The organism is Citrobacter sp. MGH105, from assembly GCF_001037485.2.
Taxonomy (GTDB): domain Bacteria; phylum Pseudomonadota; class Gammaproteobacteria; order Enterobacterales; family Enterobacteriaceae; genus Citrobacter; species Citrobacter portucalensis.
Genome location: NZ_CP073048.1, coordinates 648,504 through 674,857, shown reverse-complemented (window position 1 = coordinate 674,857; position 26,354 = coordinate 648,504). Strand labels below are relative to the sequence as shown.

The following is a 26,354-nucleotide window of genomic DNA, read 5'->3' as shown; positions in this document are numbered from 1 at the left end:
CGAATTATTTTCGTGATCCAGTTAAAGTAAATCACCTCACTCGCTATATTTTAGTAAAACTTTTACTAAAATCACCATCAATCACACTTACTCACCATTAAAATGAATGGTTCCGATTTTTCTCCACCGGGAGGCCTTATGAATCGCTGGGAAAACATTCAGCTCACCCACGAAAATCGACTGGCGCCACGCGCATATTTTTTCTCTTATGACTCCGTTGCGCAGGCTCGCTCGTTTGCCCGCGAAACCAGCAGCCTCTTTCAGCTGCTAAGCGGTCAGTGGAATTTTCAGTTCTTTGAGCATCCGCTGCAGGTACCGGAAGCCTTTACGTCGCAGTTTATGAGTGACTGGGGCAGCATCACCGTCCCCGGCATGTGGCAGATGGAAGGACACGGCAAGCTGCAGTATACCGACGAAGGTTTTCCTTTCCCGATTGATGTCCCCTACGTTCCGACCAATAACCCCACCGGGGCCTATCAGCGTATTTTCACCCTCAGCGAAGGCTGGCAGGGCAAACAGACGCTGATTAAGTTTGATGGCGTAGAAACCTACTTCGAAGTTTACGTGAATGGTCAGTACGTTGGCTTCAGCAAAGGCAGTCGCCTGACGGCCGAATTTGATATCAGCGCAGTGGTGAAGACCGGTGATAACCTGCTGTGCGTTCGCGTAATGCAATGGGCTGATTCCACCTACGTTGAAGACCAGGATATGTGGTGGTCGGCGGGAATTTTCCGCGACGTCTATCTGGTCGGCAAACAGGCGACCCACATTCAGGATTTTACCGTTCGCACCGAGTTCGATGATGACTATCGCGACGCCACCCTCTCCTGCGACATTGCGCTGGAAAACCTGGCCTCCACGCCAGCGATAGCGTCGCTGGAATACACCTTGTTTGACGGTGAGAAGGCGCTGCATAGCGGTGTGATTAACACCCTGAAGGTGGATAAACAAACGCAGACCGCTTTTCATTTCAAGGTTAGCGCGCCGCAGCAGTGGTCGGCGGAATCGCCGTATCTCTACCATCTGGTGATGACGCTGAAAGATGCCAGCGGCAACATCCTTGAGGTCGTGCCACAGCGTGTTGGATTCCGCGATATTAAAGTTCGCGACGGTCTGTTTTACATCAATAACCGCTACGTGATGCTGCATGGTGTTAACCGCCACGATAACGATCATCTTAAGGGCCGTGCTGTCGGTATGGATCGCGTTGAAAAAGATCTGCTGTTAATGAAGCAGCACAACATCAACTCCGTACGCACCGCCCATTACCCGAACGATCCGCGCTTCTATGAATTGTGCGATATCTACGGCCTGTTCGTGATGGCCGAAACAGACGTTGAATCTCACGGCTTCGCCAATATCGGCAATATCAGTCGGATCACCGACGATCCACTGTGGGAAAATGTCTACGTTGAGCGCATCGTGCGCCACGTCCATGCGCAGAAAAATCACCCATCGATCATCATCTGGTCGCTCGGTAACGAATCCGGATACGGCTGTAACATCCGCGCCATGTATCACGCTGCGAAAGCGCTGGATGACACGCGTCTGATCCATTACGAAGAAGATCGTGACGCTGAAGTGGTGGATATCATCTCCACCATGTACACCCGCGTGCCGCTGATGAATGAGTTTGGTGAATATCCGCATCCTAAACCACGCATCATCTGTGAATATGCTCACGCCATGGGCAACGGTCCCGGCGGGCTAACGGAATATCAGAACGTCTTCTATCAGCATGATTGCATTCAGGGGCACTATGTCTGGGAGTGGTGCGATCACGGGATTCAGGCTAAAGATGACGACGGCAACGTCTGGTACAACTATGGCGGCGACTACGGCGACTATCCGAACAACTACAACTTCTGCCTTGATGGCCTGATTTATTCCGATCAAACCCCAGGACCGGGATTGAAAGAGTACAAGCAGGTAATTGCGCTGGTGAAAGTGCGCGCACAGGATCTGGCCCGCGGCGAGCTACGGGTAGAAAACAAACTCTGGTTCACCACGCTTGACGACTACACCTTGCATATTGAGGTTCGCGCCGAAGGAGATACGCTCTCTGTTCAGCAGATAAAACTGCGCGACGTTCTTCCCAACAGCGACGCGCTGCTGCAATGCGCACTGCCGGAGCTGGATGCGCGCGAAGCGTTCCTTAACGTCACCGTGACGAAAGATTCCCGCACGTCATACAGCGAAGCCGGGCATCACATCGCGACTTATCAGTTCCCGCTGAAGGCCAGAACGGCGACTGCCGTACCGTTTAGCCTGCAAAACGCCAACCCTCTGACGCTGGAAGACAGCCGCCAGAGCTGCACCGTTCGCGGTTATAACTTCCATCTGACCTTCTCAAAGCTGACCGGTAAACCGATCGCCTGGAACGTCAATGGCGAAGAGCTGATTACCCGCGAGCCGAAGATTAATTTCTTCAAACCGACCATTGATAACCACAAGCAAGAGTTCGAAGGTCTCTGGCAGCCGAATCATTTACAGATTATGCAGGAGCATCTGCGCGAGTTTACCCTTGAGCAAACCGATGATGCGCTGCTGATAACCAGCCAGACCATTATCGCCCCGCCGGTATTCGATTTCGGTATGCGCTGCACCTATCGCTGGCGTATTGCCGCGGACGGTCAGCTGAATGTGGAACTTTCTGGCCAGCCTTACGGCGAGTACCGGGACATTATTCCGTGCATCGGTTTCACTATGGGCATCAACGGTGATTTGGGCCAGGTGGCGTATTACGGACGTGGTCCAGGTGAAAACTATGCCGATAGCCAGCAGGCCAACATCATCGACATCTGGCGCAGCAGCGTGGATGAGATGTTCGAAAATTATCCTTTCCCGCAAAACAACGGCAATCGTCAGGACGTGCGCTGGGCAACGCTAACCAACCGCCACGGCAACGGTCTGCTGGTGGTTCCGCAGCGCCCTGTCAACCTGAGCGCCTGGCGCTATACGCCAGAAAATATCTTTGCCGCACAACACTGCAACGCGCTACAGCGTAGCGATGACATCACCCTGAATCTGGACCACCAGTTGCTGGGCTTAGGTTCCAACTCGTGGGGAAGTGAAGTACTCGATTCCTGGCGCGTCTGGTTTACGTCATTCAGCTACGGCTTCACGTTGTTGCCGATTTCCGGCAGCGAATCTGGCGCTCAAACCACCGCCAACCGCGCCTTTGGCACCGGGTTCTTTTCCACGAATATGCACAGCGAGAATACAAAATGAGGATCATCGACAACTTAGAGCAGTTCCAGCAACGCTATGCTTCAGGTCGGAAATGGCAACGCTGCGTCGAGGCTATTGAAAATATTGACAATATTCAGTCAGGCGTCGCCCACTCTATCGGTGATTCCCTGAGCTACCGCGTGGAGACAGACTCCGCGACCGATGCGCTGTTTACCGGTCATCGTCGTTATTTTGAGATCCATTACTACCTGCAAGGGCAGCAAAAAATAGAGTATGCCGCCAAAGAGGATCTCCAGGTGGTTGAATATTATCGCGATGAAACCGATCGCGAATATCTGAAAGGTTGTGGAAAAACCGTCGAAGTGCACGAAGGACAAATGGTTATTTGTGACAACCATGAAGCCTATCGTTTTATTTGTAATAACGCAGTGAAAAAAGTCGTACTCAAAGTCACCATCGAAGATGGTTATTTTCATAATAAATAAAAACACAGGCGGCGCCGACGTTGCGCCGCCAGTACCCTATAATAATCAGGAATCGGAGATGTGCTATGTCTGATACCAAACGTAATACCATCGGCAAGTTCGGCTTACTTTCACTCACCTTTGCCGCGGTTTATAGTTTTAATAACGTAATCAACAATAATATTGAGCTTGGTCTGGCATCCGCACCGATGTTTTTCCTCGCGACGATTTTCTACTTTATTCCGTTTTGCTTAATCATCGCCGAATTTGTTTCGCTGAATAAAAACTCCGAAGCCGGTGTCTACGCATGGGTAAAAAGTTCGCTGGGTGGACGTTGGGCATTTATTACTGCCTACACCTACTGGTTCGTTAACCTGTTCTTTTTTACCTCGCTTTTGCCCCGCGTTATTGCCTACGCCTCATATGCTTTTTTAGGCTACGAATACATTCTGACGCCGTTCGCAACCACCGTGTTAAGTATGGTGCTGTTTGCCTTCTCCACCTGGGTTTCGACCAATGGTGCAAAAATGTTAGGGCCGATTACCTCGGTCACCTCCACGTTGATGCTGCTGCTGACGCTGTCCTATATTTTACTGGCAGGTACGGCGCTGGTTGGCGGCGTACAGCCTGCTGACCCTATCACCGTAGACGCAATGATCCCGAATTTTAACTGGGCCTTCCTCGGTATCACCACCTGGATTTTTATGGCGGCAGGCGGCGCGGAGTCGGTGGCGGTTTACGTCAACGACGTCAAGGGCGGCTCCAAATCGTTCGTGAAGGTCATTATCATTGCCGGAATTTTTATCGGCGTGCTCTATTCCATCTCCTCGGTGTTGATTAACGTCTTCGTCAGCAGCAAAGAGCTGAAGTTTACCGGTGGATCGGTGCAGGTATTCCACGGCCTAGCGGCATATTTCGGCCTGCCGGAGCTGGTCGTTAACCGCTTTGTCGGCCTGGTCTCCTTTACCGCGATGTTCGGCTCCCTGCTGATGTGGACCGCAACGCCGGTGAAGATCTTCTTCTCTGAAATTCCGGCGGGTATTTTCGGTAAAAAAACCGTCGAACTGAATGAAAACGGCGTCCCGGCCCGTGCAGCATGGATCCAGTTCCTGATCGTTATCCCGCTGATGATTATCCCGACGCTCGGCTCCAATACCGTGCAGGATTTAATGAACACTATCATCAACATGACCGCCGCCGCCTCGATGCTGCCGCCGCTGTTTATTATGCTGGCTTACCTGAATCTGCGTGCAAAACTGGACCACTTACCGCGCGACTTCCGTATGGGTTCGCAAAAAACCGGCATTGTTGTAGTGTCGATGCTGATCGTTCTTTTCACCATCGGATTTATTGCCTCTACCTTCCCAACCGGCGGCAATATCATGACCATTATTTTCTATAACGTCGGTGGGATTGTTATTTTCCTCGGTTTTGCCTGGTGGAAATACAGTAAATATATCAAAGGGCTAACCAAAGAAGAAAAAGCTATTGAGGCAGCCCCTGCTTCAGATATCAATTAATGACTAAAACATAATAACAATAAACAATATTCGCCAAGGCTATAACAATAAAAATTAAATTTTATTTGCTTAGGATCGAAGCATGAAAAACATTAGCCATTGTTGCAGGGCAATTATTGCCCTGCCCTTTTTCTGCGTCTCCTCTCTGGGTGCAGAAGAAGTTCGCCCTGCAGAACACGACGACACGAAAACGCCAGAAATATCTTCCCCCTCATTTCGCTTTTATGGCGAATTGGGCATGGGGGGATATATGGATTTAGAAGGACAAGACAAACATAAATACAGTGATGGTACCTATATAGAAGGTGGCCTGGAGATAAAACACGGCTCTTGGTTTGGTCTGATCTACGGCGAGGGCTGGACCGTGCAGGCCGACCATCAGGGCAATGCCTGGGTTCCTGACCATAGCTGGGGCGGATTCGAGGGCGGGATCAACCGCTTTTACGGCGGTTATCGTACCAATGACGGAACGGAGCTGATGCTCAGCCTGCGCCAGGACTCTTCGCTGGATGACCTGCAATGGTGGGGGGATTTCACTCCAGACCTGGGCTACGTTATTCCCAACACCCGTGACATCATGACTGCCATTAAGGTGCAAAACCTGACCGGTCCTTTGCGCTACAGCGTGACAGCAACGCCCGCCGGACACCACGACGAGAGCAAAGCCTGGCTGCACTTTGGTAAATACGATCGCTACGACGATAAATATACCTATCCGGCCATGATGAACGGCTATATCCAGTACGACCTGACTGAAGGCGTAACCTGGATGAACGGCCTGGAGATCACAGATGGTACCGGACAGCTGTTCCTGACCGGCATCCTTTCGCCCAACTTCGCCGCCCGTGCCTGGCACCACACGGGCCGCGCCGACGGGCTGGATGTGTCCGGCACCGAAACCGGCTATATGGTCAGCGCAATGTATGAAGCACTAAAAGGCGTTTACCTCTCCACTGCTTATAGCTACGCCAAACACCGACCGGATCGCGCCGAGGACGAAACCACTTCCTTTATGCAGTTCGGTATCTGGTATGAATACGGCGGCGGCCGTTTCGCTACCGCCTTCGACAGTCGGTTCTATATGCAGAATGCATCCGGCGACCCGAGCGACCAAATCTTCCTGATGCAATATTTCTATTGGTAACAAGGACCGGAATACCATGAACATGAAACCTATTCTTACGCCGCTGGCCTGTATCCTGCTGATGAACTTCTCCGCACATGCCGCCAGTGCTAACGACTTTAAAAACATCATTAATCGCACCGGTGCGCCGGGCTACATGCATGACTACGATCACGACGACCACCAGCGCTTTAATCCATTTTTCGATCTCGGCGCCTGGCACGGTCATTTGCTCCCGGACGGCCCTGCAACGATGGGTGGTTTTCCAGGCGTGGCGTTGCTGACCGAAGAATACATCAATTTTATGGCCAATAATTTTGACCGTCTGACGGTGTACCAGCACGGTAAAAAGGTCGATTTCGCGCTTGAGGCCTACAGCATTCCCGGCGCGCTGGTGCAAAAGCTGTCATCTAAGCATGTGCAAATAGAGATGACGCTGCGTTTTGCCAGCCCGCGCACCTCGCTGCTGGAAACCAAAATCACCAGCAACACGCCGCTGGATCTGGTGTGGGACGGCGAGCTGCTGGAGAAACTGGAAGCCAAAGAGGGAAAAGCGCTGTCGGATAAAACCATTGATAGCGAATTCCCTGGCTATCAGCGCAAAATCACCGCCACGCACGACGGTCTGAAAGTCACCTTCGGCAAAGTGCGCTCAACCTGGGATCTGCTCACCTCCGGTGAGTCGGAGTATCAGGTGCATAAATCTGTCGCTATGAAAACCACGGTTAACGGTCATCGCTTTACGGGGAAGGCCCATATCAGTGGTTCGACAACCATTTACACCACCTGGTCTCATCTGCTTACCGCCGAGGATGTGGCGAAAGAGCAGCCGCAGATCCGCGATATTCTGGCGCGCCCGGCCTGGTATCTTGCTGCATCACAAAAGCGCTGGGCAGATTATCTGCAAAAAGGCTTAACTAACCCGGATGCCACAACGGAACAAACCCGGGTCGCGGTAAAAGCTATTGAAACGCTGAACGGCAACTGGCGCTCGCCAGGCGGTGCGGTAAAACACAATACCGTGACGCCATCGGTCACCGGCCGCTGGTTCTCCGGCAACCAAACCTGGCCGTGGGACACCTGGAAACAAGCCTTCGCCATGGCGCACTTTAACCCGGAGATCGCCAAAGAGAATATTCGCGCCGTCTTTTCATGGCAGGTTAAACCCGGTGATCCGGTTCGCCCGCAGGATGCCGGATTCATTCCCGACCTGATTGCCTGGAATCTCAGCCCGGAACGCGGCGGCGACGGCGGTAACTGGAACGAGCGCAACACCAAGCCCAGCCTGGCGGCCTGGTCGGTGATGGAGGTCTACAACGTCACCAAAGACAAGGCCTGGCTCGAAGAGATGTATCCAAAGCTGGTTGCGTATCACGACTGGTGGCTGCGTAACCGCGATCATAACGGCAACGGCGTGCCGGAATACGGCGCTACCCGCGATAAAGCCCACAATACTGACCGCGGCGAAATGTTGTTTACGGTGAAAAAAGGCGACAAGGAAGAAACGCTCTCCGGGCTTAACAACTACGCCACTGTGATCGATAAGGGTCAGTATGACAGCCTGGAGATCCCAGCGCAGGTTGCCGCCTCGTGGGAGTCCGGTCGTGACGATGCGGCTGTATTCGGTTTTATCGATAAAGATCAACTGGATAAATACGTCGCGGGTGGTGGAAAACGCAGCGACTGGGTGGTGAAATTTGCCGAAAATCGCAGTAAAGACGGTAATTTGCTGGGTTACTCGCTGTTGCAGGAGTCAGTCGATCAGGCCAGCTACATGTACAGCGACAACCATTATCTGGCGCAGATGGCAACCCTGCTCGGCAAACACCAAGAGGCGCAACGCTATCGCCAGTTGGCGCAAAAACTCGCAGATTACATCAACACCTGCATGTTCGACCCGACAACAAAATTCTATTATGACGTTCGTATTGAGGACCAACCGCTGGCAAACGGCTGTGCGGGTAAACCGATCGTCGAACGTGGCAAAGGGCCGGAAGGCTGGTCGCCGCTGTTTAACGGCGCAGCAACGCAGCCCCATGCGGACGCGGTGGTTAAGGTGATGCTCGACCCCAAAGAGTTCAACACCTTTGTCCCGCTTGGCACGGCGGCGCTGACCAACCCGGCTTTCGGCGCGGATATCTACTGGCGCGGGCGCGTCTGGGTGGATCAGTTCTGGTTCGGGCTAAAAGGGATGGAGCGTTACGGCTATCGCGATGAAGCGTTAAAACTGGCGGATACCTTCTTCAGCCACGCCAAAGGCCTCACCGCTGACGGTCCGATTCAGGAAAACTATAACCCATTGACCGGCGCACAGCAGGGCGCACCGAACTTCTCCTGGAGCGCGGCGCATCTCTATATGCTGTATAACGATTTTCTTAAAAAACAGTAATCTGTGACATAACGCCGGATGGCGCTTCGCTTATCCGGCCTACAAAGACACATTTTCACAGGCCGGATTAGGTGCTTGCACCGATATCCGGCATATTCGTCCTCTGGCTCCACTCCTTTTTTGAATCCCATCACAATCACGGCATTCCCCTTTTCCCTTTTACGCGGCGACGGCTAAATTATTAACTCATCCGACCACATAACAATAATTTTACATACTGGACACCTTTATGAGCTATCCGTCGCTGTTCGCCCCGCTCGATTTAGGCTTCACCACGCTTAAAAACCGCGTGCTGATGGGTTCAATGCATACCGGGCTGGAAGAGTATCCCGATGGTGCAGAACGGCTGGCCGCGTTCTACGCCGAGCGCGCCCGTCACGGCGTAGCGTTAATTGTGAGTGGAGGCATTGCGCCTGCGCTTTCCGGCGTGGGAATGGAAGGCGGTGCGATGCTGAACGACACCAGCCAGCTTGCTCACCATCGAGTCATTACTGATGCTGTGCATGATGAAGGCGGTAAAATCGCCCTGCAGATCCTGCACACCGGACGTTACAGCTACCAGCCGCATCTGGTGGCACCTTCTGCTATTCAGGCACCCATTAACCGCTTTACGCCACATGAATTAACGCACGATGAAGTGCTGCAGTTGATTGAAGATTTTGCCCACTGCGCACAGCTGGCGCGGGAAGCGGGCTACGATGGCGTGGAAGTGATGGGGTCGGAAGGGTATCTCATCAACGAATTCCTGACCCTGCGTACCAACCAGCGCGATGACCAATGGGGTGGTGAGTATGCCAACCGCATGCGGTTTGCCGTTGAGGTGGTGCGAGCGGTACGTCAGCGTGCCGGGAATGACTTTATTATTATCTTCCGCCTGTCGATGCTCGATCTGGTGGAAAACGGCGGAACCTTCGACGAAACCGTTCAGCTGGCGCAGGCTATAGAAGCCGCGGGGGCCACCATTATTAACACCGGTATTGGCTGGCATGAGGCGCGTATTCCCACTATCGCTACCCCGGTACCGCGCGGCGCGTTTAGTTGGGTGACGCGTAAGCTAAAAGGGCATGTGACAATCCCACTGGTCACCACCAACCGCATTAACGACCCCCAGGTCGCCGATGACATTCTGGCCCAAGGCGATGCCGATATGGTGTCGATGGCCCGTCCGTTCCTCGCCGATGCCGAGCTGCTGTCAAAAGCGCAAACCGGACGAGCGGATGAGATCAACACCTGTATCGGCTGTAACCAGGCCTGTCTGGATCAGATCTTCGTCGGCAAAGTCACCTCTTGCCTGGTCAATCCGCGCGCTTGCCATGAAACCAAAATGCCGATTGTTGCGGCAGCTACGCCAAAGAATCTGGCGGTTGTCGGTGCGGGTCCTGCGGGCCTCGCCTTCGCCATTAATGCCGCAGCGCGCGGGCATCACGTGACGCTATTTGACGCACATGGCGAGATTGGCGGGCAGTTTAATATCGCCAAACAGATCCCCGGCAAAGAAGAATTCTATGAAACCCTGCGCTACTACCGTCGGATGATCGACGTGACTGGCGTGACCCTAAAGCTGAATCACTTTGTCAGCGCACACGATCTGCACACTTTCGACGAAGTGATCCTTGCCAGTGGGATCGAGCCTCGTATGCCGCCGATCGAGGGGATCGATCATCCTAAGGTACTGAGCTATCTCGACGTTCTGCGCGATAAAACGCCAGTGGGTAAACGCGTGGCGATCGTGGGCTGCGGCGGGATCGGTTTTGATACCGCAATGTATCTGAGTCAACCCGGTGAACCCACCAGCCAGAACATTGCGGAGTTCTGCGTGGAATGGGGGATCGACACCAGTCTGCAACAGCCTGGCGGCTTACGCCCGGAAGGCCCGCACTTATCCCGCAGCCCGCGCCAGATAGTGATGTTACAGCGCAAAGCCAGCAAACCGGGACAAGGTTTAGGTAAAACGACGGGCTGGATCCATCGCGCCACCCTGCTCTCACGCGGCGTGAAAATGATCCCGGCAGTCAGCTATCAGAAGATTGATGATGATGGGTTACACGTTGTGTTGAACGGTGAACAGCTGATCTTTAACGTGGATAACGTGGTGATTTGTGCCGGACAAGAGCCGCGCCGTGAGCTGGTCGATCCGCTGCACGCGGCTGGTAAAACGGTGCATCTGATCGGCGGCTGCGATGTGGCGATGGAACTGGATGCCCGACGCGCCATTGCGCAGGGCACCCGACTGGCACTGGAAATTTAACGTTATATCTTTCGTAGGCCGGATAAGGCGTTAGCCGCATCCGGCACCCGCTATTACCGACGGCGACCGGTTTTGACCGCTTTCAGCACCACGAATTTATTATTGGTGGCGATGGTTACGCAATTGCCGAAAATCTTCTTCAGCTTGTGGAAGTAGTCGAGGTGACGGTTAGCCACAATATACAACTCACCGTTGATTTTCAGGCAGCGGCGGGCATGGTGGAACATTTCCCAGGCAATGTTATCCGTCAGCGCGTGCTTCTGGTGGAACGGTGGGTTGCACAGCACAGCGTTAAAGCGAAACGGTTCAACGCCAGACAGCGCGTTGTTAATCATAAACTCGCAGCGATCCGACGCTTCAGGCATGTTACTTTCCACGTTCAGGCGGCTTGAAGCCACCGCCATTGGCGATTCATCAACAAACACCACACTGGCTTCAGGGTTTTTCGCCAGCAGCGTCATACCGATGACGCCGTTGCCGCAGCCGAGATCAACAATCTCCCCTTCGAGGTTTTCCGGCAGATGCTCGATAAAAAAGCGCGCGCCGATATCCAGCCCGGTACGGGAGAAGACGTTGGCGTGGTTATGGATAGTCCAGTCGGTGCCTTCCAGCTTCCAGCTTAGCGTTTGCGAGGCAGCGGCCAGCTCCGGTTTGCTGAACGTACAGTTGATCAATCGGGCTTTTTTCCACGCCAGCGTCGTGGTGGTTGGACCCAGCACTTTTTCAAACAGTTCCAGCGTCGAGGTATGTACATCACGCGCTTTTGCCCCGGCGATGATGCGCGTTTCTGGCGTTACCACTTCGCGCAGCGCACGCAGTTGCTGCTCCAGCAGCGCCATGGTTTTTGGCAGCTTAATCAGCACCACGCCCGGCGCCTGCGGATAGTCAGCGGTACTGTCGAGGAACTTGACGCTCGACTCGGCAATATCGTTGTGACGCAGGTTCTCGCGCGTGGCAAGCTCGCTGAGATAGGAATCGCCGATGCTGTACGGCGTATGTTCCGCCAGCGCACAGCCCAGCGCGCCGAAGGTATCATTCAGGATCAGCACCGGGCCGCTAATCTCGGTATCGTCCAGCTGTTGCAGCAGATATTCATCTGCAGCTTCCCACGCCAGCAGCGGGTTAACGTCATCCGTTTCCGGGAAACGTTTAAGTGACAGCGAACGGAAACCGTTGTCTATGTGGCTCATCGGCCCTCCTGAATGGTAAAATTTCGGCGTATCCCTGAAAAGGGTGCGTGAGTATACACTTTTATGATTTGCGTGGACATGAATGAACCAACTAACTTACCTCCAGGGCTACCCGGAACATTTGCTTTCTCAAGTGAGAACGCTGATTGCTGAGCAGCGCCTGGGCGCAGTGCTGGAGAAGCGCTATCCGGGTACGCATGACTTCGCGACCGACAAAGCGCTCTGGCAATATACCCAGGATCTGAAAAATCAGTTTCTGCGTAACGCCCCGCCGCTGAATAAAGTCATGTATGACAGCAAGATCCACGTTCTGAAGAATGCACTTGGGCTGCATACCGCCGTCTCTCGCGTGCAGGGCGGTAAGCTCAAAGCCAAAGCGGAGATCCGCGTCGCCACCGTGTTTCGCAGCGCCCCAGAACCCTTTTTACGCATGATCGTCGTTCATGAACTGGCGCATCTGAAAGAAAAAGAACATGACAAAGCGTTTTACCAGCTTTGCTGTCATATGGAGCCTCAGTATCATCAACTGGAGTTCGATACCCGCCTGTGGTTAACGCAACAATCGTTAAAGCAAACTGCGTAGTCGCGCACTGGCTTTGTCTTCAGGGCATGCTAAATTGACAAAAGAATCCCTTTTCGCAGCCTGAAGGCCTTTATGATACGTTTCGCAGTAATTGGCACAAACTGGATCACCCGCCAGTTTGTCGATGCCGCCCATGAAACCGGCAAGTATAAGTTAACCGCAGTCTATTCCCGTAGCCTTGAGCAGGCACAGACCTTCGCCAACGATTACCCTGTCGAACATCTGTTTACCTCACTGGAAGCGATGGCGCAAAGCGAGGCAATCGACGCTGTCTATATCGCCAGCCCGAACTCCCTGCACTTTCCACAGACCGAGCTGTTTTTGCGGCACAAAAAGCATGTTATTTGCGAAAAGCCGCTGGCCTCCAATCTGGCGCAAGCCGAAGCCGCTATCGCCTGCGCGCGTGAGAATCAGGTCGTGCTGTTTGAAGCGTTTAAAACCGCCTACCTGCCTAATTTCCTGCTGTTACAGCAATCACTACCCAGAGTAGGAAAAATCAGGAAAGCGTTTATCAATTACTGCCAGTACTCCTCGCGTTACCAGCGCTATCTGGACGGTGAAAATCCGAACACGTTTAATCCGGCATTCTCCAATGGCTCGATTATGGATATCGGTTTTTACTGCCTGGCCTCAGCGGTTGCGCTGTGGGGCGAACCGCTGAGCGTTCAGGCCAGCGCCAGCCTGCTGGAAAGTGGCGTGGATGCCCACGGCGTGGTGGTGCTGAATTACGGTGATTTCAGCGTTACGCTCCAGCACTCAAAAGTAAGCGACTCGGTATTAGCCAGTGAAATTCAGGGCGAGTCGGGATCGCTGGTCATCGAGCATATCTCCGAATGCCAAAAGGTGTGCTTCGTGCCACGCGGTGGGAAAACGCAGGATCTGACGACGCCTCAACACATCAATACTATGCTGTATGAGGCAGAGGCTTTTGCCCATTTGGTTGAATCCGACGAAGTGGATCACCCGGCACTGGCCGTCAGCTGTATCACCGCCAAACTGCAAACGGAGATTCGCCGCCAGACCGGCGTGGTTTTCCCGGCAGACGAAGCGGAAACATCGCTGACTGCGTAAAGGTGTGTAAAACGAATGTTGCAGGCCATTGACTGAATGCATGGCCTGTAATATTTTGTAACCCGCAAAGGGGAGTAACTTCGTTGTCGGTTGATCGTCATTACGATGTGTGAAAAACCACATCCGGTCACCGGGCGATAACAAAGGAATACGCCACCGTATTCCTTTGTTGTTGTAAGTGAGACCTTGCCGAATGGCAAGGTCTATGCATAAAAAGCAGCGGCTAACGTCATTCGGCGTTGGCCGTTTTTTTTATGCATGGGGAAATACAATGAATACTGTCGGCACACCGTTGTTATGGGGTGGCTTCGCTGTCGTAGTGGTAATTATGCTGGCCATCGACCTGCTGTTACAGGGTCGTCGTGGCGCGCATACGATGTCAATGAAGCAGGCTGCAGCCTGGTCTATCGTCTGGGTAACGCTGTCGTTACTGTTTAACGCCGCCTTCTGGTGGTACCTGGCGGAAACCCAGGGGCGCGCCGTTGCCGACCCACAGGCGCTGGCGTTCCTGACCGGCTATTTGATCGAAAAATCGCTGGCGGTAGATAACGTCTTTGTCTGGTTGATGCTGTTCAGCTACTTCTCCGTACCGCCTGCGTTGCAGCGTCGGGTACTGGTGTATGGCGTGCTGGGTGCGATTGTGCTGCGTACGATCATGATCTTCGCCGGCAGTTGGCTTATCACCCAGTTTGAGTGGCTGTTGTACGTGTTCGGCGCGTTCCTGTTGTTTACCGGCGTGAAGATGGCGCTGGCGAAAGAAGATGCCTCCGGTATTGGCGACAGACCGTTAGTACGCTGGCTGCGCGGTCATTTGCGCATGACCGATACCATCGAAGATGAAAAATTCTTCGTGCGTAAAAACGGCCTGCTGTTTGTTACGCCGCTGATGCTGGTGTTGATTCTGGTTGAGCTGAGCGATGTGATTTTTGCCGTCGACAGTATTCCGGCTATCTTTGCCGTGACCACCGACCCGTTCATCGTGCTGACCTCGAACCTGTTTGCTATTTTGGGTCTGCGTGCGATGTACTTCCTGCTGGCGGGCGTGGCGGAGCGTTTCTCCATGCTGAAGTACGGCTTGTCGGTCATTCTGGTGTTTATCGGTATTAAGATGCTGATCGTCGATTTTTACCATATCCCGATCGCTATCTCGTTAGGCGTGGTATTTGGCATTCTGTTTGTGACGCTGGTTGTTAACGCGTGGGTCAACCACCAGCACGATAAAAAGCAGCAAATACAGTAAGTTTCATCTGCTAGCTGAAAAGCCCGACAGCACACTTCGTGCGTCGGGCTTTTTATTTATCATGTCAAAATAATGTTAAGTTAAAGTTATAAAATATGATCTCAACGCGGAATCCAGGATATTTCGCTTCCCGAACCGCGTTCTTTCCTTATACTCAGCCATGCAAACATTTGCCCGATCCTGAAAGATGCGTCAACAGAACGCACAAAGGTAAGGCAACAACACAATGAAAGGATTACTACATGACTACGCAACGTTCATCGGGGCTACTCTCGCGTTTGGCGCAAGGGAGCCTGGTTAAACAAATTTTGATCGGTTTGGTACTGGGGATTTTACTGGCACTGGTGTCAAAGCCTGCGGCAGAAGCCGTTGGTCTGCTGGGTACGCTGTTCGTCGGCGCATTAAAAGCCGTCGCGCCAATTCTGGTTCTGATGCTGGTGATGGCTTCTATCGCCAACCACCAGCACGGGCAAAAAACCAATATCCGCCCCATTCTGTTCCTCTACCTGCTCGGAACATTTTCAGCGGCATTAACCGCCGTTGTCTTCAGCTTTGCTTTCCCATCAACACTGCATCTTTCCAGCAGCGCGGGGGATATCGTACCGCCATCCGGGATTGTTGAAGTGATGCGTAGCCTGCTGATGAGCATGGTTTCTAACCCAATTGATGCTCTGCTGAACGCCAACTATATTGGTATTCTGGTATGGGCTGTCGGCCTGGGCTTTGCGCTGCGCCACGGCAATGAAACGACCAAAAATCTGGTCAATGATATGTCCAACGCCGTCACCTTTATGGTGAAGCTGGTGATTCGTTTCGCGCCAATCGGTATCTTTGGTCTGGTCTCCTCCACGCTGGCAACCACCGGTTTCGCCACGCTTTGGGGCTACGCCCAACTGCTGACCGTACTGGTAGGCTGTATGCTGCTGGTGGCATTTGTGGTTAACCCACTGCTGGTCTTCTGGAAAATTCGCCGTAACCCGTACCCTCTGGTGCTGGCCTGTCTGCGTGAAAGCGGCGTGTATGCCTTCTTTACCCGCAGTTCGGCAGCAAATATTCCGGTGAACATGGCGCTGTGTGAGAAGCTGAATCTGGATCGTGATACCTATTCGGTGTCTATTCCGCTGGGAGCCACCATCAATATGGCGGGCGCGGCGATCACCATTACCGTACTGACGCTGGCGGCGGTGAATACGCTGGGTGTTCCGGTTGATTTACCGACGGCGCTGTTACTGAGCGTGGTGGCTTCGCTGTGTGCCTGTGGTGCATCGGGCGTGGCGGGCGGTTCTCTGCTGCTGATCCCGCTGGCGTGCAACATGTTCGGTATCCCGAATGACATCGCCATGCAGGTTGTTGCCGTTGGCTTTATCATCGGCGTATTGCAGGACTCATGTGAAACGGCGTTGAACTCTTCTACAGACGTCCTGTTTACCGCTGCAGCCTGCCAGGCAGAAGACGAGCGTCTGGCAAATAACGCCCTGCGCGGATAATCTCTACGCCCCTCCGTCATCGGGCGGAGGGGTTCTTTTCTTGTACGCTTTTTTCAAGTTTGAACGGATCAATTCCGCGTTTTTGCATTCGCCGGAAGCGAATAATATTCAGGCCGTTCATCACCAGAAAACTCCCTTCGATCATCGTCCCACCAATCGATCCCAGCCAGAAATTATGGATAACCCAACAGGCAGTTGCGCACCACATGACGCAGCGTACGGTTAACCCTTTGCAGCGAAACAGCGCCCAGGTGCTGGCCAGCGTGCCAATTATCGGCAACAGCTCCATCGCATGCTGTAATTTCGCCAGCCCGAGAACCAGGGTGAGGACAATAAAAACGGTCATTACCCACAGTTTGCGGGTATGCATTGAGACAAGTGTGCGGATGGTGTTGAGTTCTGCGCTCATTCCCGCAGGCCAGGCCCCCATCAGGAAAAAATGCACGCCGATGGTGGCGCTATAGACGGCGAGTTGCAGCCGGAACCGGCGCTCATCGCGATTGAAAAAGGTGGTAATACCGATCAGAAAGGCGATGACACCTACGCCCTGGGCCAGCCAATACGCGGTCATGCAAGCAACCCCAATTCTATCTCGTAGGCCGGATTAGGCGAGTTCGCCGCCATCCGGCAACGGTTTGTGCCTGATGGCGCTGCGCTTATCAGGCCTACGGTTTGCGCAGACCTGCATGCAGGTACCATCAGGTATTTACTACAACGTTACGCCGCTTTTAAATATCGCTAACTCTCTAAAATCATTCCGCTCGTTGCAGGTTTGCTTGCCGTTGGCGAACTCGACGATGGTATCGACAAATTCTTCCAGTAACTGCGGCATCGCTTTGCCGTGGATCAACTGTCCAGCGTCAAAGTCGATCCAGTGCTTTTTCTTCGCCGCCAGCTCGCTGTTGGTAGCAATTTTCACCGTCGGCACAAAACCACCGTACGGCGTACCGCGACCGGTACTGAACAGCACCATATGACAGCCCGCGCCCGCCAGGGCACTGGTCGCCACCGCATCGTTACCCGGTGCGCTCAGCAGGTTCAGACCATGCGTCTTCAGACGTTCGCCGTAGCGCAGTACGTCCACCACCTGGCTGGAGCCTGCTTTTTGCGTGCAGCCGAGAGATTTATCTTCCAGCGTGGTGATACCGCCCGCTTTGTTGCCCGGCGATGGGTTCTCGTAGATCGGCTGGTCGTGAGCAATGAAGTACTGCTTGAAGTCATTGACCATGGTGACCAGCTTGCCGAACGTTTCTTCATCGCGGCAGTGGTCCATCAGCAGTTGCTCGGCGCCGAACATTTCCGGTACTTCGGTCAGTACGGTGGTGCCGCCGTTGGCAATCACGTAGTCAGAAAAACGCCCCAGCATCGGGTTGGCGGTAATACCGGACAGGCCGTCAGAGCCGCCGCATTCCAGACCAAACTTCAGCTCACCCAGTTTACCCGGCTCACGCTTATCGTTACGCATCACGTTGTACAACTGGTGAAGATGTTCAATCCCCGCTTCCACTTCGTCTTCCTGATGTTGGCAGACCATGAAGTGAACGCGCTCAGGATCGTACTCGCCTAAGGTTTCACGGAAGGCATCAACCTGGTTGTTTTCACAACCAAGGCCAACCACCAGCACCGCACCCGCATTCGGGTGACGCACCATGTTTTGCAGCATGGTGCGGGTGTTAATGTGGTCGTCGCCGAGCTGTGAACAGCCGTAGGTGTGGCTGAAGAGATGTACGCCGTCGATTCCTTCGGCATCGTTAGTCTCTTTCAGAAAACGGTTCTGCATCTGGCGCGCCATGGCGTTAACACAGCCAACCGTCGGTAGGATCCACAGTTCGTTGCGCACGCCAACATCGCCGTTGGCACGACGGTAGATCTGCACATCGCGATCCACCGGTTGTGCAACTTCCGCCTGAAAATCAGGGTGGTAGCTATACGTGTCCAGGTCGCTCAGATTAGTGCGCGTGTTGTGAGCATGAATATGCTCACCCGCCGCAACGTCCACCAGCGTATGACCAATTGGCAAACCGTATTTAATGACGTTTTCGCCTTTCGCAATATCACGTAAAGCGAATTTGTGGCCACGAGAGACCGCCTGACGCAGGGTTACCGCCTGCCCATCAACGGTGACTTCGGTTCCTTCAGCCAAATCAGCGAGCGCTACCGCGACGTTATCCAGCGCATGGATCTTGATGTATTGCATACCTTCACCCGGGCCTTAGTTCAGTTCAATGGCGAAGTAATCACGCGCATTGTTAAAGCAAATATTTCTGACCATTTCACCCAGCAACTGGATATCTGCCGGTGCTTCACCTGCAGCAACCCAACGGCCAATCATCTGGCACAGAATGCGACGGAAGTATTCATGGCGCGTGTATGACAGGAAGCTACGGCTATCGGTCAGCATGCCGACGAAACGGCTCAGCAGGCCGAGCTGGGCCAGCTGCGTCATCTGACGTTCCATCCCGTCTTTCTGATCGTTGAACCACCAGCCGGAACCGAACTGCATCTTGCCCGGCATACCTTCGCCCTGGAAGTTGCCGATCATGGTGCCCAGCACTTCGTTATCACGCGGGTTCAGGCAGTAGAGAATGGTTTTCGGCAGCAGGTTCTGTTCATTCTGCTTGCTCAGCAGTTTGGACAGTTCTTCAGCCATCGGACGGTCATTGATGGAGTCGAAGCCAACATCCGCGCCCAACAGTTTGAACTGGCGCAGGTTGTTATTACGCAGCGCGCCGATGTGGTACTGCTGTACCCATTCGCGACGAGCATATTCCGCACCAAGGAACACCAGCACGGCAGTTTTAAACTGGGCAACTTCATGCTCACTCAGGGTTTCACCCGCCAGGCGACGCGCCAGAATGCTATCCAGTTCAGATTCGTTAGATTCGGCAAACAGCACCACGTCCAGCGCGTGGTCAGAAACTTTACAGCCGTGAGCCGCAAAGTGATCCAGACGTTTGGTCAGTGCAGCTTGCAGATCGCTGAAGCGGCGGATATCCGTGTCAGACACTTCACCGAGCTTCGCCATGTAGTCATTAAAGGTCGCCAGCTCAATGTTAAAGGCTTTATCCGGACGCCAGCTCGGCAGCACTTTCACATCAAAGCTTCCGTCTTTAGCAACGGCCGCATGATGCTCCAGAGAGTCGATCGGGTCATCGGTAGTGCCGACCATTTTCACATTCATCTGCTGCATGATGCCGCGCGCGGAGAATTTATCCTGCGCCAGCAGCTCGTTGCACTGGTTCCAGATTTCATCAGCAGTCGCAGGAGAAAGCAGCTTACCTGTAATACCAAACGGACGACGTAATTCGAGGTGCGTCCAGTGATACAGCGGGTTACCGATAGTGTGCGGAACCGTGGCGGCCCATGCGTCAAACTTCTCGCGATCGGACGCATCGCCGGTACACAAGCGCTCAGCGACGCCATTGGTACGCATCGCACGCCATTTGTAGTGATCACCCTTCAGCCAGATGTCATACAGGTTATTAAAACGGTAGTTTTCAGCGATTTGTTGCGGTGGTAAATGGCAGTGGTAATCGAAGATCGGCTGGTCTTTGGCGTAATCATGGTACAGACGGCGGGCAAATTCGGTGTCCAGCAGGAAATCTTCAGTCATAAACGGGGTCATTATCGTCTTCCTCTCAACGAGTGCGTCAGATTGCTTATGTTTTGATGTTGACAAAGTTATCACACCAATTTCCATACACTGAAGATATTTTCGTGAGTTAGATCAACAAATGGTGACAAAAAAATTACTCTCAAAGAGGTAAATCACGCGTCAAGCCGCGCCAGCGCTGGCTTTGCTGAATCGAAATAATGACCACACGAAGATTCACACTTTTGTGATGGCACTCACCTTTTAAAGCTGTATGACAAGTTATCTTTTGGCCGTCGCGATACATAAGCCGACGGAATGCAAATTACCGATGTATAACCATCGGATTGACCGGTACGGAAACCGAATTAGCACAATTATTGACATGGCAAAGTTCGGGGAGTACCGGCTTTTATTTCGGTCCCCCCTCGTAAAAGAACATCCTCCGCCCTGAACTGGAAGATGACCGCTCGTTCGCGGACATAACAAAACGATGAGGTTTTACATGCGTAAAATTAAAGGGTTACGTTGGTACATGATTGCACTGGTGACGCTTGGCACCGTGCTGGGTTACCTGACACGTAACACTGTGGCGGCAGCTGCGCCAACTCTGATGGAAGAGTTACACATCTCCACTCAACAGTATTCCTATATCATCGCAGCGTATTCTGCTGCTTACACCGTAATGCAACCCGTTGCCGGCTACGTGCTCGATGTGCTCGGCACAAAAGTTGGTTACGCGATGTTCGCCGTTCTGTGGGCCGTCTTCTGTGGCGCGACCGCACTGGCTGGCAGTTGGGGTGGACTGGCGCTGGCGCGTGGCGCGGTAGGTGCCGCTGAAGCCGCAATGATCCCTGCGGGTTTGAAAGCCAGTTCTGAGTGGTTCCCGGCAAAAGAACGTTCAATTGCCGTGGGGTACTTTAACGTCGGCTCTTCTATCGGTGCGATGATTGCTCCGCCGCTGGTCGTCTGGGCAATCGTCATGCACAGCTGGCAGATGGCATTCATTATTTCCGGTGCGCTGAGCTTCATCTGGGCGATGTGCTGGCTTGTGTTCTACAAACACCCGCGCGACCAGAAAAAACTGTCTGATGAAGAACGTGATTACATTCTGAATGGTCAGGAATCACAGCATAAAAACAACACCTCGAAAAAAATGTCGCTCGGTCAGATCCTGCGTAACCGCCAGTTCTGGGGCATCGCACTGCCGCGTTTCCTGGCTGAGCCGGCCTGGGGTACCTTCAACGCCTGGATCCCGCTGTTCATGTTTAAAGTCTACGGCTTTAACCTGAAAGAGATTGCGATGTTTGCCTGGATGCCGATGCTGTTTGCTGACCTGGGCTGTATCGTTGGGGGCTACTTACCGCCGCTGTTCCAGCGCTGGTTCGGCGTTAACCTGATCGTTTCACGTAAAATGGTCGTCACCATGGGCGCATTGCTGATGATTGGCCCAGGGATGATTGGTCTGTTCACCAGCCCGTACATTGCTATCGCCCTGCTGTGCGTCGGCGGCTTTGCTCACCAGGCGCTGTCCGGTGCGCTGATTACGCTTTCTTCTGACGTATTTGGTCGTAATGAAGTGGCAACGGCAAACGGCCTGACCGGTATGTCCGCCTGGCTTGCAAGTACGCTGTTTGCACTGGTTGTTGGCGCACTGGCTGACACCATCGGCTTTAGCCCGCTGTTCGCCGTACTGGCGGTATTCGACCTGCTCGGCGCACTCGTTATCTGGACGGTATTGCAGAACAAATCGGCCAGCGAGGTCGACTCGGGATCACAGACTGGCGATCCTGCTCCGCAAAATTAACCCGCTGTTTTTCATCAAGGGTATATAATGCGAAGCCGCCAGTTATCTGGCGGCTTTTTTATCGCCGCGAGTGGAGCAGTAATCGCAAAAGTGGTATAACAAATATAGTCTGCCGTATCATGCCTGGAGCGCATATGGAAATCACCGAACCACGACGTTTGTACCAACAACTTGCAGCTGATCTGAAAGAACGCATTGAGCAAGGCGTCTATCTGGTGGGTGACAAACTCCCTGCCGAGCGCTTTATCGCCGATGAAAAAAATGTCAGCCGTACCGTGGTTCGTGAAGCAATTATCATGCTCGAGGTAGAGGGTTACGTTGAGGTGCGCAAAGGATCGGGGATCCACGTCATTTCCAACCAACCCAGACACTATGTCGCGCCAGATGAAAACCTGGAATTCGCCAGCTACGGTCCTTTCGAACTGCTCCAGGCGCGTCAGCTCATTGAGAGTAACATTGCCGAGTTTGCCGCCACGCAGGTGACCAAACAGGACATCATGAAGCTGATGGAGATTCAGGAGAAATCACGTAACGAAAAAAGCTTTCGTGACTCCGAGTGGGATCTCCAGTTCCATGTGCAGGTAGCCCTGGCAACGCAGAACTCGGCTCTGGCCGCGATTGTTGAAAAAATGTGGACTCAGCGCATTCATAACCCCTACTGGAAGAAACTGCACGACCACATCGACCTGCGCACGGTTGATAACTGGTGTGATGACCATGACCAGATCCTTCGGGCGCTGATTCGCAAAGATCCTCATGCCGCCAAACTGGCGATGTGGCAGCATCTTGAGAACACGAAGCAGATGCTGTTTAACGAAACCAGCGATGATTTTGAGTTCAATGCGGACCGTTATCTATTTACCGAAAATCCGGTCGTTCATCTCGATACAGCGGCTAACAGCGCAAAATAAACAATCTTATCAATGCAGGCGCGACCACGCGCCTGTTTCTGACACTTGGTAAGCATTAGGTATAAAATGTCAGCCTGTGTAAATCCTCTCGCCACCCTCCATTGCGATAAGCAAAATCACAGTTCAACAACCGTAATTTCTATAACGGACTACGTTGACCTTTGTTACAATTAGATGCTGTTTGAATTTTTGTATTTAAGAGCTTGCTAACTTCACAACTTTACAGGGAATAGTTCAGGCCGTGAATTTGTATCAAACCGCGAGTCATGTAAAAAATATTAATAAAATCGTGGTGTTACAAAACCCAGAAAACCGGCATGACGACAACCGATTCTCCAGGAATATTGAATGGAACTACTGACTCAATTACTAAATGCTTTATGGGCTCAGGATTTTGAAACGCTGGCCAATCCTTCCATGATTGGCATGCTCTATTTTGTACTCTTTACCATTTTGTTTCTGGAAAACGGACTGCTGCCAGCAGCCTTTTTACCTGGCGACAGTTTGCTGGTACTGGTCGGCGTACTTATTGCCAAAGGCGCAATGGGTTTTCCGCAAACGGTGCTATTACTCACCACCGCAGCCAGCCTCGGTTGCTGGCTCAGCTATATACAAGGTCGATGGTTGGGCAATACCCGCACAGTGCAAAACTGGTTATCTCATCTTCCTGCACATTACCATCAGCGTGCGCATCATCTGTTCCATAAGCATGGCTTGTCTGCGCTGCTGGTCGGTCGCTTTATCGCGTTTGTCAGAACATTACTGCCGACCATCGCAGGATTGTCCGGCCTGAACAATGCGCGCTTTCAGTTCTTCAACTGGATGAGCGGACTGCTTTGGGTCCTTATTCTCACATCGTTGGGCTATCTGCTTGGCAAAACACCGGTGTTTCTCAAATATGAAGATCAGCTGATGTCTTGCCTGATGCTGCTTCCTGTGGTGTTACTGGTGTTTGGTCTGGCAGGTTCACTGGTTGTTCTTTGGAAAAAGAAATACGGGAACCGAGGGTAAATTATGCTGAAATCATGCATAACGCTCCGACGACTTGCCTGGTCCACCACTTTTATGTTGTTCATCGGCGCGTTGCTCCTGACCTGGTCGGTCATTCGCCAGCAGGAGTCAACGCTTGCCATTCGCGCCGTAAACCAGGGAGCCAGCATGCCTGATGGCTTCTCTATCTGGCATCACCTGGATGCCAACGGCATTCGTTTTAAAAGCATCACTCCGCAAAATGACGCCCTGCTGATTACCTTTGATTCCAGTGCGCAGAGCGCAGCGGCAAAAGTCGTACTGGATCGAACGTTACCGCACGGTTTCGTTATCGCTCAGCAGGATGAAAATAATCAGGCGGTTCAGTGGTTATCCCGCTTACGTGAGACCCCACACCGTTTTGGTTAATTTCCAGGAATCTGAATTAGATCACTCACTTTGGTGATTTCACCGTTTAGCGCCTATGATTAATAAACTGGGTTTATGACCCAACGCTTTATTATTCTGGAGCATCGACCCTAAACGAAGAGGTCGAATCACAATGGAAGGTTCAAGAATGAAATACCGCATCGCTTTGGCAATTAGCCTTTTCGCTCTCAGTGCCGGCAGCTACGCCACCACCCTCTGTCAGGAAAAAGAACAAGACATTCAGCGGGAGATTAGCTATGCCGAAAAACACAACAATCAGAGCCGTATCAATGGGCTGAACAAAGCGCTGAGCGAAGTCAGAGCAAACTGTACTGACAGCAAACTGCGCGCTAACCATCAGAAAAAGATCGCCGAGCAGAAAAATGAGATTGCCGAGCGTCAACGTGACTTAGCCGAAGCTAAGCAAAAAGGCGATGCGGATAAGGTAGCAAAGCGTGAACACAAGCTTGCTGAAGCTCAGCAAGAGCTAAAAGAACTCGAGACCCGCGATTACTAAGTACGGTAACTAGCCACTCAACTGGAGAAAACTATGTCGAAAGATAATGCTACGGAAAACCTGCGCGCTGAGCTGAAATCTCTTGCGGATACGCTTGAAGAAGTACTTAGCTCCTCTGGCGATAAGTCGAAGGAAGAGATGAGTAAAATTCGCAGCAAAGCCGAACACGCGCTGCGCGAGAGCCGCCATCGTCTGAGTGAAACCAGCGATGTAATCGCCAAACAGACCCGTGAGGCCGCGGCTAAAGCCGATAACTACGTGCGCGAAAACCCATGGACAGGCGTCGGCATTGGCGCTGCAGTCGGTGTGGTGCTTGGTGTACTGCTGTCGCGCCGTTAACAATGGCTGATTCTCAACACGCACAAGGTCCAGGCAAAGGCGTACTGGGTATTGGACAGCGGATCCTGACGATTCTCGTTGAGATCGTAGAAACACGGCTGCGGCTGGCCGTCGTTGAGCTGGAAGAGGAAAAAGCCAATCTCATCCAGATCCTGCTGATGCTTGGGCTGACTATGCTGTTCGCGGCGTTTGGCCTGATGAGCCTGATGGTGCTTATAATCTGGGCCATTGACCCTCAATACCGCCTGAACGCCATGATTGCCACCACCGTTGTGCTGTTGCTGTTAGCGCTGATTGGCGGGATATGGACGCTGCGTAAAGCACGTAAAACAACGCTGCTACGCCATACACGCCAGGAACTCGCTAATGACAGGCAAGCCCTGGAGGATGATGCATAATGAGCAGCAAAGTCGAACGTCAAAAGCGTAAGGCGCAACTGCTTGGACAGATCCAGCAGCAACGGCTGGATCTGTCTGCGACTCGCCGCGACTGGCTGGAAGCCACCGAGGTCTACGATCGTGGCTGGAAGACGCTACTGAATCTGCGTGGCTGGGTGTTGGTCGGGAGCAGTATTATGGCGGTTCGCACCATCCGCAACCCGAATCTGCTGGTACGCTGGGCTAAGCGCGGCTTTAGCGTCTGGAGTATCTGGCGTCTGGTGAAATCGACCATCAGACAGCAGCAACTGCGCGGCTAATCCTTTCCTTACCCCCAACCTCAAAAATTTTGAAAAATACTGACAGTTTTCCTTGCTAACAATTCTCATTAAGCACGTTTATGATTCTCTCCATCGACAGCAACGACGCGCTCTGCAGCGTCGATGCACAAAAAAACACAATAAGCCGCCTGAGTGGTTTCCTGGAGAGTATGATGAAGAAATTAGAAGATGTTGGTGTACTGGTAGCGCGCATTCTGATGCCAATCCTGTTTATTACCGCAGGTTGGGGAAAAATCACCGGATATGCGGGTACCCAACAGTACATGGAAGCCATGGGCGTCCCAGGATTTATGCTGCCGCTGGTGATTCTGCTTGAGTTTGGCGGCGGTCTGGCAATTCTGTTCGGTTTCCTGACCCGTACAACCGCGCTGTTCACCGCAGGCTTCACATTGCTGACGGCGTTCCTCTTCCACAGCAACTTTGCGGAAGGTGTGAACTCTCTGATGTTCATGAAAAACCTGACCATCGCAGGCGGTTTCCTGCTGCTGGCTATCACCGGTCCAGGCGCATTTAGTATTGACCGCGTACTGAATAAAAAGTGGTAATCAAACTATACTGAACACAT

General features: G+C 52.8%; 23 protein-coding genes. 19 read left to right on the top strand and 4 right to left on the bottom strand.

The features are described from left to right. Positions 1 to 138: 138 nt before the first annotated feature. The 6 genes from ebgA to SK35_RS03230 all read left to right on the top strand — a co-directional run bounded on the left by ebgA (position 139) and on the right by SK35_RS03230 (position 10,936). Entirely contained in the window at positions 139 to 3,231 is a 3,093-nt protein-coding gene (ebgA, locus tag SK35_RS03255; protein ID WP_048215495.1) for a beta-galactosidase subunit alpha, read from the top strand. Beyond that, complete coding sequence (locus tag SK35_RS03250) at positions 3,228 to 3,677, top strand: beta-galactosidase subunit beta (protein ID WP_048215494.1); 450 nt, start codon at positions 3,228 to 3,230, stop codon at positions 3,675 to 3,677. The genes ebgA and SK35_RS03250 overlap by 4 nt, the downstream gene beginning before the upstream one ends. A gap of 65 nt (positions 3,678 to 3,742) precedes the next feature. Beyond that, complete coding sequence (locus tag SK35_RS03245) at positions 3,743 to 5,176, top strand: amino acid permease (protein ID WP_003828538.1); 1,434 nt, start codon at positions 3,743 to 3,745, stop codon at positions 5,174 to 5,176. A gap of 82 nt (positions 5,177 to 5,258) precedes the next feature. Beyond that, positions 5,259 to 6,320 (top strand): protein YgjJ, encoded by a 1,062-nt coding sequence (gene ygjJ / locus SK35_RS03240; RefSeq protein ID WP_032945071.1) that lies wholly within the window; start codon positions 5,259 to 5,261, stop codon positions 6,318 to 6,320. 16 nt (positions 6,321 to 6,336) lie between these two features. Next, positions 6,337 to 8,688, top strand: a complete 2,352-nt coding sequence (ygjK, locus tag SK35_RS03235) for an alpha-glucosidase (RefSeq protein WP_048215493.1) — start codon at positions 6,337 to 6,339, stop codon at positions 8,686 to 8,688. Between the two features lie 229 nt (positions 8,689 to 8,917). Next, a complete protein-coding gene (locus SK35_RS03230) occupies positions 8,918 to 10,936 on the top strand; it encodes an NADPH-dependent 2,4-dienoyl-CoA reductase (protein ID WP_048215492.1) in 2,019 nt (672 codons plus the stop codon). 53 nt (positions 10,937 to 10,989) lie between these two features. On the opposite strand, the gene rlmG is transcribed toward SK35_RS03230, so the two are convergent. After that, complete coding sequence (gene rlmG / locus SK35_RS03225; protein WP_048215491.1) at positions 10,990 to 12,126, bottom strand: 23S rRNA (guanine(1835)-N(2))-methyltransferase RlmG; 1,137 nt, start codon at positions 12,124 to 12,126, stop codon at positions 10,990 to 10,992. Between the two features lie 82 nt (positions 12,127 to 12,208). Between rlmG and SK35_RS03220 the strand changes: the two genes are divergently transcribed. The 4 genes from SK35_RS03220 (at position 12,209) to sstT (ending at position 16,507) form a co-directional block, all read left to right on the top strand. Further along, positions 12,209 to 12,709: a M48 metallopeptidase family protein gene (locus tag SK35_RS03220; RefSeq protein WP_008785867.1), complete on the top strand. Its 501-nt coding sequence runs from the start codon at positions 12,209 to 12,211 to the stop codon at positions 12,707 to 12,709. 72 nt (positions 12,710 to 12,781) lie between these two features. Beyond that, entirely contained in the window at positions 12,782 to 13,780 is a 999-nt protein-coding gene (locus SK35_RS03215; RefSeq protein WP_048215490.1) for a Gfo/Idh/MocA family protein, read from the top strand. A gap of 271 nt (positions 13,781 to 14,051) precedes the next feature. Then, positions 14,052 to 15,020: a TerC family protein gene (locus tag SK35_RS03210; protein ID WP_048216385.1), complete on the top strand. Its 969-nt coding sequence runs from the start codon at positions 14,052 to 14,054 to the stop codon at positions 15,018 to 15,020. A gap of 242 nt (positions 15,021 to 15,262) precedes the next feature. Beyond that, positions 15,263 to 16,507 (top strand): serine/threonine transporter SstT, encoded by a 1,245-nt coding sequence (gene sstT / locus SK35_RS03205; RefSeq protein ID WP_048215489.1) that lies wholly within the window; start codon positions 15,263 to 15,265, stop codon positions 16,505 to 16,507. A gap of 16 nt (positions 16,508 to 16,523) precedes the next feature. Here the strand turns inward: sstT and SK35_RS03200 are convergent, their stop codons facing one another. From SK35_RS03200 to uxaC, 3 genes are all read right to left on the bottom strand, one after another. Continuing rightward, positions 16,524 to 17,078 carry a YgjV family protein gene (locus tag SK35_RS03200; RefSeq protein WP_032945077.1) on the bottom strand — a complete coding sequence of 185 codons (555 nt, stop codon included), beginning with the start codon at positions 17,076 to 17,078 and terminating at the stop codon, positions 16,524 to 16,526. A gap of 138 nt (positions 17,079 to 17,216) precedes the next feature. After that, positions 17,217 to 18,704 carry a UxaA family hydrolase gene (locus SK35_RS03195; RefSeq protein ID WP_048215488.1) on the bottom strand — a complete coding sequence of 496 codons (1,488 nt, stop codon included), beginning with the start codon at positions 18,702 to 18,704 and terminating at the stop codon, positions 17,217 to 17,219. Between the two features lie 15 nt (positions 18,705 to 18,719). Beyond that, on the bottom strand, positions 18,720 to 20,132 hold the full coding sequence (uxaC, locus tag SK35_RS03190; RefSeq protein WP_003024811.1) for a glucuronate isomerase: 1,413 nt from the start codon (positions 20,130 to 20,132) through the stop codon (positions 18,720 to 18,722). 472 nt (positions 20,133 to 20,604) lie between these two features. Between uxaC and SK35_RS03185 the strand changes: the two genes are divergently transcribed. The 9 genes from SK35_RS03185 to SK35_RS03145 all read left to right on the top strand — a co-directional run bounded on the left by SK35_RS03185 (position 20,605) and on the right by SK35_RS03145 (position 26,334). Next, on the top strand, positions 20,605 to 21,906 hold the full coding sequence (locus SK35_RS03185) for an MFS transporter (RefSeq protein ID WP_048215487.1): 1,302 nt from the start codon (positions 20,605 to 20,607) through the stop codon (positions 21,904 to 21,906). Between the two features lie 134 nt (positions 21,907 to 22,040). Beyond that, positions 22,041 to 22,817: a transcriptional regulator ExuR gene (gene exuR / locus SK35_RS03180; RefSeq protein WP_003828559.1), complete on the top strand. Its 777-nt coding sequence runs from the start codon at positions 22,041 to 22,043 to the stop codon at positions 22,815 to 22,817. 348 nt (positions 22,818 to 23,165) lie between these two features. Next, positions 23,166 to 23,828 (top strand): DedA family general envelope maintenance protein YqjA, encoded by a 663-nt coding sequence (gene yqjA / locus SK35_RS03175; protein ID WP_003828561.1) that lies wholly within the window; start codon positions 23,166 to 23,168, stop codon positions 23,826 to 23,828. An 18-nt stretch (positions 23,829 to 23,846) separates the two neighbouring features. Then, complete coding sequence (gene mzrA / locus SK35_RS03170; protein ID WP_165690002.1) at positions 23,847 to 24,215, top strand: EnvZ/OmpR regulon moderator MzrA; 369 nt, start codon at positions 23,847 to 23,849, stop codon at positions 24,213 to 24,215. A gap of 148 nt (positions 24,216 to 24,363) precedes the next feature. Then, complete coding sequence (locus SK35_RS03165) at positions 24,364 to 24,732, top strand: DUF1090 domain-containing protein (protein ID WP_032941739.1); 369 nt, start codon at positions 24,364 to 24,366, stop codon at positions 24,730 to 24,732. Positions 24,733 to 24,765: 33 nt separating this feature from the next. Beyond that, positions 24,766 to 25,071 (top strand): DUF883 family protein, encoded by a 306-nt coding sequence (locus tag SK35_RS03160; protein ID WP_003024832.1) that lies wholly within the window; start codon positions 24,766 to 24,768, stop codon positions 25,069 to 25,071. A gap of 2 nt (positions 25,072 to 25,073) precedes the next feature. Next, the gene (locus SK35_RS03155; protein ID WP_003828567.1) at positions 25,074 to 25,469 is read left to right on the top strand and encodes a phage holin family protein; all 396 of its coding nucleotides are present in this window, start codon (positions 25,074 to 25,076) and stop codon (positions 25,467 to 25,469) included. Beyond that, a complete protein-coding gene (locus tag SK35_RS03150) occupies positions 25,469 to 25,768 on the top strand; it encodes a YqjK-like family protein (protein WP_003828569.1) in 300 nt (99 codons plus the stop codon). Before SK35_RS03155 ends, SK35_RS03150 begins: the two co-directional genes overlap by 1 nt. 173 nt (positions 25,769 to 25,941) lie before the next feature. Continuing rightward, positions 25,942 to 26,334: a DoxX family protein gene (locus tag SK35_RS03145; protein ID WP_003024847.1), complete on the top strand. Its 393-nt coding sequence runs from the start codon at positions 25,942 to 25,944 to the stop codon at positions 26,332 to 26,334. Positions 26,335 to 26,354 lie beyond the last annotated feature (20 nt).